This window comes from Curtobacterium pusillum (genome assembly GCF_007673235.1).
Lineage (GTDB): Bacteria > Actinomycetota > Actinomycetes > Actinomycetales > Microbacteriaceae > Curtobacterium > Curtobacterium pusillum_C.
The window spans coordinates 52,497-66,290 of the sequence record NZ_VDZH01000008.1; the positions used below are offsets into that span (position 1 = coordinate 52,497).

Consider the following 13,794-nt stretch of genomic DNA (forward strand, 5'->3'; position numbering starts at 1 on the left):
GGCCTGGCCGAAGCCGCGGCGGTTGGGGTTGCGAGTGGATGGTGCCATGACGGCCTCCCAGGAGTCGGTGGTTATGGGCTAGGTGCCGGGGAGCTCCTTGCAGTTCGACGACACGGATCCGATGAAGACCGACGCGATGCCCACCGCGGCACCGATGATGGTTGCACCACCGATCCACCAGCCGAGGCTCTTGAGCATTTCGCCGCCGTCGTGCCGGCGGCCGGCGAAGAACATGCCGATGCCGAGCAGCACCAGGGCGATCACGCCGAGCGCGATCGCGACTATGCGGGTCCACAGGGTGGCGGTGTCGAGGGCGTCCTGCGCCTTGCCGGGCAGGCAGTACGCCTGCGCGACGACCATTCCGGCCCGGTTGGCCGCATCGACGGCCTTGGGTGACTTCGCCACGACGGCGTAGATGGCGTTGCTGATCATTCGGCCTGCTCCTTGTTCGTTGACTGCGCCCCCAGGAGCGCCTTGCTGACCCGCTGCACCGGGCGGGCGAGCTGCCCGGCCAGTTGCGGGGAGATCTCCGACACCGCGCGCAGCCGCGGCAGCCACGGCACCGGCACGACGGTGACGGCGCCGGCGAGGACACGCTGCTCGCGTACCGCGGCCGGGACTGGCTTTCCGGGCGCATCGGCGACGACGAGTACCGCGTCGACGGCAGCGGTACCGAGCGCGTTCACCGCCCGTTTCGCCGCGTCGATGCCGGCGGGAGTTGATCGGCACACCAACACCACATGTCCTGCGTGTTCGACGGTGAGCTCATCTTCGCGAAGGTCGAGCAGGCGTGCCCAAGTGCTGGCGCCTGCGCTGCCGTGAACGCCGACAACCGCGGTCCCGTGATCCGAGGCGGTTGCCGTGGGTGCTGCTGCAGGAGCCGTGGTCGTGCCGGGTCCGGCCCAGGCCGCGGCGTCATCCCCCTCGGCTACCGAGCTGCCGTCGAGCCGCAACACCAGCCGCGTCACCCGGGGTCCATCGGTCACGACGACGCGCACCGGCGCAGTCGCGGCGACCATTCCAGCGACCGCGTCGAGGATGACGCGCCGCAGGTCCTCCCCCGCATTCACGGTGAGCACGTGGCCGTTTACTGCCCACATCGGGCCGACCGCGTGCGTGACGACGACCGGCGGGACGAGCTCGGCCGCGCACTCGGTGCAGTACCGAGAACCGATCTTCTCACTACCGCACGACGGGCAGGATCGGAGGGCGTCGCCTCCGCCGGCCTGCACTTCGACTGCAGCACTCATGAGGACGAGTGTTGCAGATTTGCGAAATCATAGCAACAAAATGGCCCCAATTGGGGTTACACGGGGGTTTCGGTGGCTTTCTGTTGCTGATGTGCGCTGATGAAAGAGTTGATGGAACGCTGGAACCGCCCCGGGTCGACGTTCCACTCCATGGCATGGGGGGAGTCGGGGAACGTGTCGAGCGTGACCAGGGACGACGTCGCAGCAACCCGCTCAGACGCGCTGTAGGGAGTCGTGCGGTCCCCTGCAGAGTGCACGATGAGCGTTGGCATCGTGATTGTCGGGAGGCCCCCAGGCAGTTCGAGCGCGCGCGGGAGTGAGAGCAGGCGCGCGTAGGTGGCCGAAGCCAGGGCACCGATGGCTGAGGAAGCGACCCACCGAGGGACGTGCTGCTGGCGCATGCCGAAGTGGATCGTCTCCCGCCAGTTCAACACGGGTGACACGAGCACGAGCGCGTCGACGGCACCGCGATGCGCTCCGCGGCGCTGCTGCTCGATCGCGATCGTCGCACCCAGTGACCACCCGACCACCACGATCCGGGTTGCTCCTGAGCCGAGGGCGAACCCGATCGCGGCGTCGAGGTCTTCCCACTCAGTCTGCCCGAGCATCGAGGGCATGCGCTTCTCCCCCGGCTGGTCGCCGTCGCCGCGGTAGGACACGACGAGGGAGGTGTACCCCGGAGCTGCTACGGAGTGCGCACTCCGTAGGGCAGAGTCGCGACCGGCGAGCATCCCGTGGACGTGGATGGCCCACGTGCTCGCGGCAGCTCCGACGCCGGCGTAGAGCCATGCCGGTTGACTTCCGCCTTCAGATCCGATCTGCACTTCCGTTGGTCGTTCGCTGGTGACTGCGTCCACCTCGAACACGTTGCCGCAGGCCCGACCGTCGGTACCGGCCGGGATCTCGGATGCCGAGAGCACCGCGCGGCGGACTGTGTCATCGCTCCCATCGACCTCTCCTGATGCGAGGACGGCCAGCTTGGTCTCTTCGTCGTAGAGCAGCCCGAGCGTTCCGTGGAATCGAGTGAGCTGGTTGGCGCTGACGACCACCTCTGTCGCCGAGGGAACGGCGACGATCGCTGTCGGCTTCGCTCGACGGGGGTACACGACAGCGTGGGCGAGGACGTAGACCGCGGCCGCGTACAGCGCCGCCACGAGGACGAGGATGGCCAGGATGGTGAGGGCGAGGGTCATGCGCGGGCTTTCTTGAGCTGGTTCGAGAGCATGCGTTCCACGACGGTGAAGATCAGGCGCTCCAGTGGGGTCAACCGTTGGTGCCCGAGCTTGACTCGGTCGCGGATGTCGGCGGCGGAATCGAGCGCAACCTGACGGTTCGTCCACTTCCCCTTGGCCACGGCCTGTTCGCGTAGCTGCAGGAACATCGGGCCCTTGACTTGCGAGTCGATGTGCAGCGTCCAGCGCGCGATCACCCACCAGAACGAAAGGGTGACGATGATCCAGATGAAGCCGGCTACGGCGATGATGACGCCGGAGAAGAACGGGAGTTGGGCGACGTAGTAGAACCGCTCTCGGAACTCGGCGCCGACGTCGCCGAAGTGTGCGATGGCGAGGTAACCCACCTCGAGCACGTCGCTGACCAGCATGAGCGAAAGACCAGTCACCCAGAGCTTCGTGGGTACGGTCCTCCTCGATGCGAGCATGGCGATTGTCCGGCCCGCGAGCGTTCCCATGAGTGCGGTGTACACGGTCGAGAACAGCCAGACCGGGAACTGGTCGAGGCGATCGAGGACGAAGCTTTGCGACGTGGGCCCTGGCTCGTGGATGAAGGCGAACGGCACCGCGAACGATGCGATCGCCAGGCACAGCCCCCACCAGGGCAGGCGGCGTGATTGGTAGTCGCGCTGCGCTGCTACCGCGTTGTGGAAGAACCACATCGCGGCTAATGCGGCGGCGTCGCGTACCAGGGTCAGAGCGTTCTGACCGCCGATGAGGGAGTCCAGCACCGCCGGCGGTGCCATGAACAGCCCGTAGGTGCTCACGGAGAGCAAGCCGAACGCCGTGGCCCACCACGCGGGCTTTCGCCAAGACTTCTTCACGCGGAAGGCGACCGCGACTGCGAGGAGGAACAGCGTCAGACTCTCGATCATCCGAAGTGCTCCTCCTCCGACGAGTCGCCGAAGCTTGCAAGGCGTCGCATGAGTTCCCGCGCCATTTCTTCCACGATGGCCTCTTCCCACACAGTGTCGGCGTCTGCCGACTCCGAGCTATTCCGCGGGCACAGTCGCAGATGCTGCGGCGAGTTGGGGTGCGGCTGCTTTGGCCGGGTCACTCCCTCTGGGAACCAGTCGTCCGGCGCCTGTCGGACGATGAGGTGTCCGAGCTCGTGCAGCTTGCTCAAGGTGCTGTAGTAGGCGCTGTCCTCAGCGACCACCAGGATCCCAGTAAAGGTCTGTGCCTCCACGAGGATCCCGGTAGTCGCTCGCAGCCGGGCACCCGGCATTTCGGCGAATACGAGTCGGCGGCCATGCAGCAACCCGACCGCGTTGCACACGTCGTCCACGTCAGCGAACTCCGGCAGTGGGAGGTTCCAGACCAGCGAGGCCGCTACGGCTGTGATCGGATGCACGTTGTCTGCCGAGCCAGACCCCCGCTTGCCCCTCATGCCTGTTCCCCGTCCTTCACAACGCGTTTCGCCCTACTGGTCTACAGCTGAGGACCCTCTTCGCGTTCGATCAGGGCACGGATGGTCGCCTCAACGGTTTCGATCTCTTCGGGCTCCAGCTCGTCCAGCGACCTCGCTGCCATTCTTGTCACGCCGAGGCTGCGCATCGACTTCGCCAGGCGGAGACGCGCTTCGAGCTTCTTGGTGCGCTCGTCATCGTCCGACATCTGGCCGAGGAGGTACTCGGCGGGCACCTCGAGGAAGGCCGCCAGGCTGGTCACGAGAGCTTGAGAGCCGGCGCCGTCGATGAACGCACGCCACTCGCGCAGCGGAAGCAGCTGGCCCGACTTCCCGAGAGCCTGTCGCGCCTCTCGATAGGCGCCGTCGAGATCCCCGTAGAGGTTGGCCGCCTCGAGAGCAAGTTGCGCGCGGTCCGAGCGGACGACCTCGTCAGCTGCGTTACTCAGAGACAGTCCTGCACGGTCGGCGGCCCGCTGGATGAGCTCGAGGGGATCGTCGTTGATCGCGTGACAGAGCGTGACGAGCTCGACGACGGTCACCGGACGCTTGCCGTTGAGGATCCGGTAGATGGTGTCGTGTGTGATGGACGCTCGATCGGCCCATGCGCGCACGTTGACATGGGCGACACCCTGCGCTGCGCGCAGCTCGGCGGCGAGCGCTTCGTGAAGAGCTCTTGCGGAGGTTTCGCTCATTAGTTCCACTCAAAAACGCTAGCAGGTGCTTGCGGTGGGGTTCCTTGCAAAGATACATCAGTGTCGCTGATCTGCAACTATGGTCGTACTCGACAAGCCATTCACACGAGAGCGATGACCACCACGTTGACCAAGCCCACGACCGCGGCACCGGCGAGGATCAGCCAAACCCATGCACGTGACTGCGTGCCGGGCTCGGCGGTCCTCTCGCCCGAGCGCGGTTTCGTAGCGATGGGGGTAGAACGCTCGTCCAGCACGAGAAGCAGCTTGCTACAGCTCGCTGGAGTGCGCGAGTGAACGGGCCTTTCACCGACACGCCGCCAGCCAACGGCCTAGCCCGGGGTGTTAACACCAGGATCATGCGCATGGCAGCGAATCAATCGGCGGTGAAGCGCAACAGGCTGCCCGCCGGCGTGAAGGGCGCGAAGCCCGAACTCGTGTTCGATCCCGACACTGTGGAGGCGTACCGCGCTGCTGCGCTTGCCTCCGGCAACCTCAGCATGTCGTTGTACCTCGAGCGTCTTCGCGCGCTGTACGAGGCCGCCTACGGCACGCTGCCGATCCTTGACGATCGAGTGGAGCTGCCTATCCCAGCCGCGTAAACGACAGAACCCCCGCCGAGGCGGGGGTCCCGGGCTAGGCCCGAAAGTCATGTCTCACCACCTGGGTAGTCGCCAAACAGTTCAGGTTGTGAGTTCCGAGAGAAGAAGCCCGGTTACCCGGGAGCCTTCGTCGTACCACCACTCCGAGGAGGGGAGGTGTCGTCATCGTAACGCACGTTGCTGCGCTCAGCACGTACGAATCTGCCCGCGTGTCTACACCGGACACCGCCTGGGCTCTCACGCGCTCTATCGCGCCTCGTCGGTACGTGAACCGCATGATCGCGGAGGCGGACGGGCTGATCCGGTCGAACAGTTACCCGTCGAAGTTCCCGACTGCGGGGCACACTCCCCCGTCGACGCCGTGGACGATCGATCTCACCGACCTTGACGGACGGTTCTGGTTCGCCGCGTTCGACCTCGACGCGAAGACCCCGGAGGACTTCGACCAGGCGGCCGAGGACCTCGGCGTGCTGGTCCGGATCCTCCGCGACGCGCAGGTGCCGCACGTGGTGTGCCGCTCGAGCCCGACGGGCGGGTTCCACGTGTGGGTGCCCCTTGCCGGCGTCGACAAGGCCACGATGGTGCAGCTCGCCGGCGCCGCCCGCGCCGTGCTGCCGTCCCTTGACCACGGGCTGCTCTGCAACGACCGCACGGGAGCCGTCCGCCCGCCCCTGACCCCGCACGCACGCGGTGGCGCGTCCGAGGTGATGGCCGGCGCCGACGACGTCGACGTGCTCCGCACCCCGACCGTCACCGCCGGCGACCTCCTCCGCGTCACTGCAGCGTTCCGTGAGCTCCGCCCGACCGTGGATCCTGCGGACTCCTCCCCCACCGGTCCCGTCGACGTCCGCCACCGGGTGCACCGGTCCCTGCCGGCGTGGGGTGAGGCGCACATGGCCACCGTTGCTGGCGGCCGCGACCCGTCCCGTACCGGGTACCTGTGCCTGCTCGCGGCCGCGGTGTCTGGGTGGACCCTCGCCGACGTCGAGCACGCCGCGAAGACCGCGCCCGGCATGGAGCACTACCGCACCCGCAACCGCCCCGCCGGCGGCCGCGAGCCTCGCACCGCGGCCGAGGCGGCCGCGCGCCTTGAGCGGCAGTGGGCGAAGGCGCAGGAGCGGGCCGTGCTGTATCGGTACGCGCCCGAGGAGCGGCTACAGCGCGATCTCACGCAGCTGACGGGCATCGTCGACGTCGTCGAGGCCATGCTGCGGGCGTTCACCGCCTCCCCCGGCCGCTGGACCCGCACCGAGGCAGACCTGCACGACAGCACCGTCCTGACCTACCTCGCGTGGCTGTCTCTGCGCTCCGGCTCCCGCGACGTTGGCGCCGCGCTCCGCTCCGTGGCGATCGCCACCGGGATCCCCTCGAGCACCGTCGACCGGTCCCTCCGCCGCCTCCACGAGGCCGGATGGATCAGCCGCAGGCGCCAGGCAGACGGCCCCAATGCAGCCGTCTGGCGGCTCACGGACCGGTTTTCCACACCTTCCGAACACGTCGGGCCACTTCACAATGTGACCGCCCGCCCCCCGGCCGAGCTCTTCGACGTGAGAGTCACCTTCGTGAACACCCTGGAAGACCGACTCGACGCCGGACGCCACGACGTGTTCACCCGCGCAGGACTCGGACCCACTGCCCGCCGCGTCTACGAGAGCCTGACCAACGACGGGGACGCACCAGAGGTCGTTGCTGAGCGCGCAGGACTCCCCCGCGGCCGCGCACGAGCAGCCCTCGCACGCCTACGCCGCTACTCTCTTGCGATCCTCTCCCCCACGGGCTGGCGCCGGCGACTCCAGGACTTTCGAACTCACGTGGCCAAGCAGCTCGGCGTCGACGGGATTCTCCAGCGACGGGAACAGCAGTACATCGATGAGCGTGACCTCTGGGGCTGGTGGCAGAACCACCTCATCCGCAGGGCCGGCCGCCGCGGCCGCGAGCGCACACCCGCCACGCAGGTCGTCATGTTCCGAGCTACCGATGACCACGGCGGGCCCGAGGCGTATCCGGCGTACCCGTGCTCGAGCGACGGCCGAGCCGACCATCAGGAAGCCATGCGGTTCGTCCGACGCAGACTTCTCCAGCAGCTCCGCGACCTCGAACTGGCTGCATGATGACCCGCACGCATGCCTGCTTGCCTGCTTTCCTGCTTTCTTTCATGCATGAATGCATACATACACGATTGCTTGACAGCCAGCATTCAAGCTGACATGCTTTCTTGCATGCAGACAGTCATGGTGTACAGCGAGTCAGGCGGGGTGTCGAAGACGACGACCGCAGTGTCCATCGCGATGATCGCTGCAGAACGAGGTCTCAGAACACTCCTTGTCGACTTGGATCCCCGGGCAGCTTCAACGAAGTGGCTGAACGTCGAGCCATCGGGGGAGGGGTTGCATGTTGGTGCGATCCTCGGCAACGAGGAGCCGGAGGGGTGGGCAGAGGACCTTGCAGTGCCTACCGCCTGGTCACCGAACCTCCGTGTCCTGCCGAGCGCGCGCAACGTCTCGAACCGCGAGGCCGACCGGGCTGATCATGCGGAGCTCCGTCTCCGCATGTCACTCGAGGGCGTGCAGGCTGATCTTGTCGTCATCGACTGCCCCAACCGCCAGGGCGGCCCGTTGACCCTGGCGGCCCTCAACGCTGCGGACACCGTCATCTACGCGGCTACCGCGACGAACGACGGTATCGATGGCTTCACCGGCGCCCGGAAGACCGTGCAACAGTTCCGACACAGTCGAGAGCGCATCGGCGCCCCCGTGACTATGACCGAAGCCGGCATCGTCGTCGGGGGAGTCCGGGAGACGATCATGTCTCGACCGGCCGTGGCGAGCATCGACGAGCTCCGCGACACAGGCATGCTCTTGGTGCCCCTCGTGCCAGAGCGAGCGATCGTGCAGGAAGTGCGGCTCACGGGTGAGTGGTACGGCAACTACAGGAAGGGCGCACCAGTGCTCGACGCGTACACCGCCATCGTGGATCAGGTGATCCGATGAGCGACCAAAAGCCAGAGCGTCCCGGCGATCTCAGGAGCCGACGCCGACCCCAAGCCGCCGCAGATGAGCTCGTCGACCCGGTCGACTACCGCCAGACCGAGCCTGCTCCGAGTCCTGTTCCGGCCCAGGCTCCGGCCCCGACGTCGCCGAAGGCGCCGGCGCCGCGCCGCGGCCGTCCTCGGCGCGAGGTGACGGTCCCGTTCAGCACCCGTCTCGCACTCGACGTCCAGGATCTGATCGATGCAGCGGTCGACGGCGGCGAGGGCACGATTCGCAACGTCGTCGAAGAGGCGATCCGCGAGAAGTGGGGACAGCGATACGGCGCTGGGGGTCAGCGCTGATACGACTCAGCGCCGTGCCAAGCACTCATCCTTCGGCCCTCGGCAATGCCAGACCGCTGTCGGCGTCTACCGAATGGCGGTCGAGGGCCCTGTAGACGGTGGCCCTGCCTATGCCGAACAGCTCGACGAGTTCGGCGATCGAGTGGTCGCCGGCGCGGTGAAGCGCGACGAGGTGGCGTTCCTGGGCGGGGGAGAGCTTCGGCTTGCGTCCCTTGAGCTTCCCGCGGACCTTCGCTGTGGCCATGCCCTCGCGCGTGCGAGCACGAATGAGGTCGGACTCGAACTCAGCGACCATGCCGAGCACGTTGAACAGGAGCCGTCCTACGGGATCCGTCGGGTCGTAGATCGACCCGCCGAGGTTCAGCTTCACACCGCGGCGTGTGAGCTCTTCCGCGATATCGGTTGCGTCACGGAGGGATCGTGCGAGCCGGTCGAGCTTCGTGACGACGAGGGTGTCTCCCGGCCGGCACGCAGCCAGTGCCGACTTCAGCCCCGGGCGATCGCGCTTGGTGCCGGTCATGCCCTTGTCCGTGAACACTCGATCACTCGGGACTCCGAGCGCCACGAGAGCATCGGTCTGGGCGGTGAGGTCTTGGCCGTCGGTCGAGACGCGGGCGTAACCGAGGGTCCATCCGGGTTCCATGCTAGGAGTCTCGCATAGGGCACCGTCACCGGAACCTATTTCGGACTACCTATCTGAGACGCGCCGGATGTAGGTACCGTCTGGGTGTGAGCAGCGTCGCTGAGCGTCGCCGTTTTCGCTTTGCTTCGTGTCGTGGTCGTGGTATCGATTCCGAGCGAGTGGGGAGACGCGACTTCTGGTCAGGCCGTCATGCGCTCGGAAGCCCGTCGCGGGGCGACCGGGAGTTCGCCTCCCTCGAAGAGACGAGCATGCACAGATGACAACGCGGTCTGGGTCGCGCCCGCGATGATGGCCTGTTCGCTCGAAGCTGACGTCCTCAGCACAGATTCAACGGGGTGTTCGCCGCTGAACAGCCGTCGTCCGATGGCTTCGACAAGGGGTCGGCCTATCGACGCGAGCGCGCCGCCGATCACGATCTCGTGCGGCGCGAGAATCCACGCAATGGCCTGCAGACCAGGAGCGATTCCCGCAGCCAGGGAGTCGACTTCTGCGAGGGCACTTGGATCTCCGAACTGCGCCGCGGCCAGCAGGGACTGAGCCTCCGCGTGGCGTGCGTGCGCCGGGTCCACGAGGCCGCTGAACACGTGAGCTTGCACGGACTCGAAATTCAGCAGCGGTGCCCAGACGACCTCGCCGGCTGCACCGTCAGTGCCTCGATAGAGGCGCCCTTCGATAACGATGCCGAGTCCGATTCGGACACCGTCCGCGCGCACCCACACGAAGTTCGCATCCGGACCTTCCCCAGCGAGGGTTACCTCGCCAAGCGCCGCCAGCTTCGCGTCGTTCTCCACGATCAGCGGGCAATCGAAGCCCGCATCCAGGCGCGCTTGCAGCGGGAAGTTCGTCCAGTCAAGGAAGGTGCTCGGCAGGTCCACGGTGCCGTTATCCCGGACGATACCGGGGGTAGAGACCGTGACCGCGAGCACGTCCGAGCGAGTGGCACCGACGTCGGCGAGAGCAGCATCAACCTCGCGGAAGAAGCGCGCGATACGCGCTTCCCGATCGAGGTTCGTCGCCAGATCGCTTCGTCGATCCAGCACCACAGCGCCAGCGATGTCGGCAATGCGGAGGGTCATGTACCCGAAGTCGAGCTGCGCCCCGAGGACGAATCCGGCGTCCGCGTTGAACCGGAGCTGCCTGGCTGGACGGCCAGCTCCTCGGTTCGCTGCCGCTGCTGGCACCTCGTCGATGATCCATCCCTGATTGGTCAGGTCGTTGACGATCACCTCAAGCGTGCGCCGCGACAGCCCGGTCGTCCGTTGCAGTGCGCCGGAGCTGGCGGGCCCCCGCTCGGACAGGGCGCGCAGTGTGGCGGCGACGTTCAACCGCCGAAGTGCGCTCGGCTCCGCAACAACCATCGTCGCCCCTTCTCGTCCCCGCCACTCTACGTCCTGCGACGCCCGGAGCTGGATTTCTGCCATGTTTCTTCCCAGTATCCGCCTTGTGACATCCCCCGAGGGGAGTAGCAATATTGCGTAGGACGTGCGCATAATCCTCTCCAAGCCCAAGCCGGGCATCCCCTCGCCGAAGGAGTCGTCATGCCGAGCACCCACGTCATCGCCGGAGCACACCTCGCCCCCGTGTTCCTCGACGCTGCTGCCACGACGGCGAAGGCAGTCGACGCCATTGGAGAGGCGGCTACTGCCGGCGCGGAGCTGGTGGCGTTCCCGGAGTCCTTCATCCCGGGCTTTCCCGTGTGGGCAGCACTGTCGGCGCCGATCCACAACCACGACCTGTTCCGCCGATTCGTTGCGGAGTCCATCACCATCGACGGCCCCGAGGTGGGGCTCCTTCGACGGGCTGCACGCCGCCACGGCATCACCGTCTCGGTGGGCATCAGCGAGAAGAGTCACACCAGCGTCGGCAGCATCTGGAACAGCAACGTCGTCATCGGCCCCGACGGCAGCATCCTCAACCACCACCGCAAGATCGTCCCGACCTTTTACGAGAAGCTCATCTGGACGCCCGGTGACGGGCACGGTCTCACCGTCACTGATACCGCCGTCGGTCGTCTTGGCGCGCTCATTTGCGGTGAGAACACGAACCCGCTTGCTCGCTACACCCTGATGGCGCAGGCCGAACAGGTGCACGTGTCCACCTACCCGCCGCTCTGGCCGACCCGCGACCCTGCAGCCGGCGGGAAGCCCTACGACCTCGAAGCCGCGATCCGCGTACGGGCGGGCGCGCACTCGTTCGAGGCGAAGGTGTTCAACCTCGTCGTCTCCGCCGTGTTCGACGACCGGGTGAAGGACGAACTCGCCACCCTCGGCGACGACGCCGCGCGGATCCTCGGCGACGACGCCGCGCGGATCCTCGACGGCACCGCCCGCGGGGTCAGCCTCGTCATCGACCCGTTCGCGGAAGTGATCAGCGACGTCCTCCGCGACGAGGAAGGCCTCCTCATCCAGGAGATCGACCTTGACCAGTGCGTCGAGCCGAAGCAGTTCCACGACGTGTCCGGCTACTACAACCGCTTCGACATCTTCGACTTGACCGTTGACCGCCGCCGTGTCGCCCCGATCGCGTTCACCGAACCCCGGTTCGGCGCATCCGCCGCTGCCGCCTATCCGGACCTCGACGCTGACCTCGAGACGGCTCGATGACCAGCACAGGAGCCACCGTCACCGCCCCCAAGTCGCAGCGGACACGATCTGCAGGGATTGGGGCGGCCGGATTCGTCCTAATGTTCGGCGTCGGGACCATGTACGGTCTCAGCGGCCTGCAGACCGCGCTCACCGCAACGCACACCGTCAACGCGGCCGCAGCGCTTCTGCCGTTCGGCGCCGCATCTGCAGGGCTGGCGGTCGGCAGCGGCATTTCCGGCCCTGTCCTCGGCCGTTTGGGCGCCCGGGGCACCGCGATGCTCGGAGCGCTGATCTGGGCTGCAGCGCTGATCGCGGCCGGCGGCGCATTCCAGGCCAGTTCCCTCGGGGGTGCCCTCGGCGCGTTCGGAGCCGGAGGAATCGGTGTGGGCCTTACCTACCTGACCCTTGTTGCCACCGTCGGGCCCGCGTTCCCGTCGCAGCCGCTGGTCGGCTCAGCGATCGGACCGCTCGGCTTCGCCTTCGGCACTGCAGCCCTGATGCTCCTTGCCGCGATCGCCTTCACCGGCACTTCGGCGGCTGCCATCGGCACGGCGCTCGTCTGGGCCGGCATCGCAGTCGCAGCGCTGACCCTCGCCACCGGTTGGGGGCTCCCGCCACGATCCACGATGGCCCCTTCTCCGATACCGACCCACGAAGCGCGCACCGCGGCGTCGGCTCGGCGGACGCTGCGCCTGCTGCTGTTCGGCAACGCGTATCCCGGGATGCTCTTTCTTGCAATCGTCATCCCTCTGATCGTGTCGAGCTCACCTCGAGTCGATGGTGCCGCTGCCGAGCGCATCATCGCTGCCACAACGGTTGCGCTGTTCCTCGGCGGGTTGGTCGCGCCGCGCCTCCGCGACCTCCTTGGGGCGCGCAGCACCTTCACCCTGCTGCTGACGGTCCGCGGGATCGCCGTGTTCGCGCTGCTGTTCGTGCCCACGCTGCCGGCGGCGATCATCGTCACAGCGCTGATCCTCTTCGGCCACGGCGCAGGCTTCAGCATCCTTCCCGGCCTCATGCGTACCCAGGACGATCCCAGCCGCTTCGCTCGGAACTACGCATCGGTGCTGATCAGTTGGGGCGTCGCCGGCGCTGTCGGCTCCGTGATCGCCGCGCTCTCGGTCGCGGTCACCGGCGGCTTCACTGCCGCGTTGGTCTCAGCCGGAGCCGTCGCGCTGTTTAGCGCCGCGGCCCTGACGATGGCTCGTCGACGCACCGCTGCCGTAATGGGTGAGACAGTTTGACCGCCGCTCCCGCCAGCACCGCCCGCTCCCGCGTGCTGCCACTGATCAGCATCGGCGTCGTCGCCGGGATTCTGTCCGGCCTGTTCGGCGTCGGCGGCGGCGTGATCGTGGTCCCCGCGCTCATGGTCGTGCTCGGCATGAACCAGCGCCGAGCCTCCGGCACCTCCCTGATCGCTATCGCACCGGCGTCCGTCGTCGGAGCGGCCACCTACGCCATCAACGGCAACGTGCACCTGCTCGCAGCAGCCCTGATCGCGGTCGGCAGCATCACCGGATCGCAGATCGGCGTGCGGCTGCTCCGCGTCATCGCCGACCGTGTCCTGCCATGGCTGTTCGCCGCCTTCATCGCCGTCGTCATCGCGTCCCTGTTCTTCGCAGCTCCCAGCCGTGGCAGCAGCATCGAGATTGACCTTCCGAACGCGGCGCTGTTGGTCGGCATCGGCCTGATCGGAGGGGTGCTCTCCGGCCTGGTCGGTGTCGGCGGTGGCGTGGTCGTCGTCCCCGGCCTTGAAGTGGTCCTCGGCGTCGGCGACCTCGTCGCGAAGGGCACTTCCCTCGCGATGATGATCCCGACCGCCGTGTCGGGCACCGTCAGCAACCTCCGCCGCGGGAACGCCGACCTGGGCGCCGGACTCACCATCGGCATCACCGCCTCCGTCCTCGCCCCCGTCGGCGCCCTCATCGCTGCGGTCCTGGCACCGACGACAGCGACGGTGCTGTTCATCTGCTTCCTCGTCATCGTCGCCGGCCTCGTCATCTGGCGCAGCCAGCAACCCCGCACCCCCCAACCGAGCGCATGAGCGC

General features: G+C 67.3%; 14 protein-coding genes. 6 read left to right on the forward strand and 8 right to left on the reverse strand.

The genetic code is table 11. The annotated features are described in order from the left end of the window. Window positions 1-78: 78 nt before the first annotated feature. Genes FS532_RS17795 through FS532_RS17820 form a run of 6 tightly spaced genes read right to left on the reverse strand, consistent with a single transcriptional unit; the run spans window position 79 to window position 4,585 of the window. On the reverse strand, window positions 79-432 hold the full coding sequence (locus tag FS532_RS17795; RefSeq protein ID WP_144757241.1) for a TrbC/VirB2 family protein: 354 nt from the start codon (window positions 430-432) through the stop codon (window positions 79-81). Then, complete coding sequence (locus FS532_RS17800) at window positions 429-1,250, reverse strand: hypothetical protein (protein WP_260852809.1); 822 nt, start codon at window positions 1,248-1,250, stop codon at window positions 429-431. The genes FS532_RS17795 and FS532_RS17800 overlap by 4 nt, the downstream gene beginning before the upstream one ends. 56 nt (window positions 1,251-1,306) lie before the next feature. Next, window positions 1,307-2,443 (reverse strand): alpha/beta hydrolase family protein, encoded by a 1,137-nt coding sequence (locus FS532_RS17805; RefSeq protein WP_144757243.1) that lies wholly within the window; start codon window positions 2,441-2,443, stop codon window positions 1,307-1,309. Next, the gene (locus FS532_RS17810; RefSeq protein WP_144757245.1) at window positions 2,440-3,357 is read right to left on the reverse strand and encodes a hypothetical protein; all 918 of its coding nucleotides are present in this window, start codon (window positions 3,355-3,357) and stop codon (window positions 2,440-2,442) included. Before FS532_RS17810 ends, FS532_RS17805 begins: the two co-directional genes overlap by 4 nt. After that, entirely contained in the window at window positions 3,354-3,872 is a 519-nt protein-coding gene (locus tag FS532_RS17815; protein WP_144757247.1) for a hypothetical protein, read from the reverse strand. The genes FS532_RS17810 and FS532_RS17815 overlap by 4 nt, the downstream gene beginning before the upstream one ends. 41 nt (window positions 3,873-3,913) lie before the next feature. Next, window positions 3,914-4,585, reverse strand: coding sequence for an XRE family transcriptional regulator (locus tag FS532_RS17820; protein WP_144757249.1), 672 nt, complete (start codon window positions 4,583-4,585; stop codon window positions 3,914-3,916). A gap of 365 nt (window positions 4,586-4,950) precedes the next feature. Between FS532_RS17820 and FS532_RS17825 the strand changes: the two genes are divergently transcribed. From FS532_RS17825 to FS532_RS17835, 3 genes are all read left to right on the forward strand, one after another. Further along, entirely contained in the window at window positions 4,951-5,187 is a 237-nt protein-coding gene (locus tag FS532_RS17825; RefSeq protein WP_144757251.1) for a hypothetical protein, read from the forward strand. Window positions 5,188-5,462: 275 nt separating this feature from the next. Beyond that, complete coding sequence (locus FS532_RS17830) at window positions 5,463-7,298, forward strand: hypothetical protein (RefSeq protein WP_144757253.1); 1,836 nt, start codon at window positions 5,463-5,465, stop codon at window positions 7,296-7,298. A gap of 108 nt (window positions 7,299-7,406) precedes the next feature. Next, the gene (locus FS532_RS17835) at window positions 7,407-8,177 is read left to right on the forward strand and encodes a ParA family protein (RefSeq protein WP_144757255.1); all 771 of its coding nucleotides are present in this window, start codon (window positions 7,407-7,409) and stop codon (window positions 8,175-8,177) included. A gap of 366 nt (window positions 8,178-8,543) precedes the next feature. Here the strand turns inward: FS532_RS17835 and FS532_RS17840 are convergent, their stop codons facing one another. Beyond that, window positions 8,544-9,161 carry a recombinase family protein gene (locus FS532_RS17840; protein WP_144757257.1) on the reverse strand — a complete coding sequence of 206 codons (618 nt, stop codon included), beginning with the start codon at window positions 9,159-9,161 and terminating at the stop codon, window positions 8,544-8,546. A 179-nt stretch (window positions 9,162-9,340) separates the two neighbouring features. After that, entirely contained in the window at window positions 9,341-10,582 is a 1,242-nt protein-coding gene (locus tag FS532_RS17845) for an ROK family protein (RefSeq protein ID WP_186322130.1), read from the reverse strand. A 117-nt stretch (window positions 10,583-10,699) separates the two neighbouring features. Between FS532_RS17845 and FS532_RS17850 the strand changes: the two genes are divergently transcribed. Genes FS532_RS17850 through FS532_RS17860 form a run of 3 tightly spaced genes read left to right on the forward strand, consistent with a single transcriptional unit; the run spans window position 10,700 to window position 13,790 of the window. Beyond that, complete coding sequence (locus FS532_RS17850) at window positions 10,700-11,764, forward strand: carbon-nitrogen hydrolase family protein (protein WP_144757260.1); 1,065 nt, start codon at window positions 10,700-10,702, stop codon at window positions 11,762-11,764. Next, window positions 11,761-12,990 (forward strand): OFA family MFS transporter, encoded by a 1,230-nt coding sequence (locus tag FS532_RS17855; protein WP_144757262.1) that lies wholly within the window; start codon window positions 11,761-11,763, stop codon window positions 12,988-12,990. Before FS532_RS17850 ends, FS532_RS17855 begins: the two co-directional genes overlap by 4 nt. After that, window positions 12,987-13,790, forward strand: coding sequence for a sulfite exporter TauE/SafE family protein (locus tag FS532_RS17860; RefSeq protein WP_222122016.1), 804 nt, complete (start codon window positions 12,987-12,989; stop codon window positions 13,788-13,790). Before FS532_RS17855 ends, FS532_RS17860 begins: the two co-directional genes overlap by 4 nt. Window positions 13,791-13,794 lie beyond the last annotated feature (4 nt).

What these genes read in the sequence shown, in the direction of transcription:
- FS532_RS17805 (WP_144757243.1), bottom strand. Translation starts at nt 2,443, where the DNA reads ATGACCCTCGCCCTCACCATCCTGGCCATCCTCGTCCTCGTGGCGGCG.
- FS532_RS17830 (WP_144757253.1), top strand. Translation starts at nt 5,463, where the DNA reads ATGATCGCGGAGGCGGACGGGCTGATCCGGTCGAACAGTTACCCGTCG.
- FS532_RS17815 (WP_144757247.1), bottom strand. Translation starts at nt 3,872, where the DNA reads ATGAGGGGCAAGCGGGGGTCTGGCTCGGCAGACAACGTGCATCCGATC.
- FS532_RS17800 (WP_260852809.1), bottom strand. Translation starts at nt 1,250, where the DNA reads ATGAGTGCTGCAGTCGAAGTGCAGGCCGGCGGAGGCGACGCCCTCCGA.
- FS532_RS17825 (WP_144757251.1), top strand. Translation starts at nt 4,951, where the DNA reads ATGGCAGCGAATCAATCGGCGGTGAAGCGCAACAGGCTGCCCGCCGGC.
- FS532_RS17845 (WP_186322130.1), bottom strand. Translation starts at nt 10,582, where the DNA reads ATGGCAGAAATCCAGCTCCGGGCGTCGCAGGACGTAGAGTGGCGGGGA.
- FS532_RS17835 (WP_144757255.1), top strand. Translation starts at nt 7,407, where the DNA reads ATGCAGACAGTCATGGTGTACAGCGAGTCAGGCGGGGTGTCGAAGACG.
- FS532_RS17855 (WP_144757262.1), top strand. Translation starts at nt 11,761, where the DNA reads ATGACCAGCACAGGAGCCACCGTCACCGCCCCCAAGTCGCAGCGGACA.
- FS532_RS17820 (WP_144757249.1), bottom strand. Translation starts at nt 4,585, where the DNA reads ATGAGCGAAACCTCCGCAAGAGCTCTTCACGAAGCGCTCGCCGCCGAG.
- FS532_RS17840 (WP_144757257.1), bottom strand. Translation starts at nt 9,161, where the DNA reads ATGGAACCCGGATGGACCCTCGGTTACGCCCGCGTCTCGACCGACGGC.
- FS532_RS17810 (WP_144757245.1), bottom strand. Translation starts at nt 3,357, where the DNA reads ATGATCGAGAGTCTGACGCTGTTCCTCCTCGCAGTCGCGGTCGCCTTC.
- FS532_RS17850 (WP_144757260.1), top strand. Translation starts at nt 10,700, where the DNA reads ATGCCGAGCACCCACGTCATCGCCGGAGCACACCTCGCCCCCGTGTTC.
- FS532_RS17795 (WP_144757241.1), bottom strand. Translation starts at nt 432, where the DNA reads ATGATCAGCAACGCCATCTACGCCGTCGTGGCGAAGTCACCCAAGGCC.